Origin of the sequence: Bremerella sp. JC817 (genome assembly GCF_040718835.1) — a bacterium.
GTDB lineage: Bacteria > Planctomycetota > Planctomycetia > Pirellulales > Pirellulaceae > Bremerella.
The window spans coordinates 1-438 of record NZ_JBFEFG010000197.1 but is presented as its reverse complement, the minus strand read 5'-3'; the positions used below and the strand labels follow the sequence as shown (position 1 = coordinate 438).

Annotated in this window: 1 pseudogene; it reads right to left on the bottom strand. The window is 60.3% G+C overall.

The annotated features are described in order from the left end of the window. Positions 1–107, bottom strand: a pseudogene (locus AB1L30_RS00945) (DUF1559 domain-containing protein); the annotation flags it as partial. Between the last annotated feature and the right edge of the window lie 331 nt (positions 108–438).

Genomic DNA, 438 nt, shown 5'->3' with positions numbered 1-438 from the left:
TTAATCGTGTCGTGATAGTTGTGCATGGCGATGCCCCACTGCTTCAAATTATTGGTGCAGGTCATGCGTCGGGCCGACTCACGGGCCTGTTGCACGGCGGGCAAAAGTGTAACCGGCGTGGTTCTGCACTATCGCGTCCCGCGGGCAAAAGATGGCGAAGCCTTCGCGCCGACAAAGAACGCTTGATCGTCGTGGCCGAAGCGCCGCGTGCCAAGCGAAAAGACCTGACCGACATCATCGCCGCGATCCGCCGGGAGTGGTTGGCAGAAACAGCTTGTGATTACCCAGGTGCCATTAGCCAATGCAAGCGGTACCAAAGCCGCCTGGCTAGAGGGCTTCGGCCAGCGATAATTCGTCGGCGGGCAGTCCACCTTGCGAGACGGGAAACAGCACGCGACGCTTGACGCAGCACATGCCTGAGCGACACGGGAGACGACC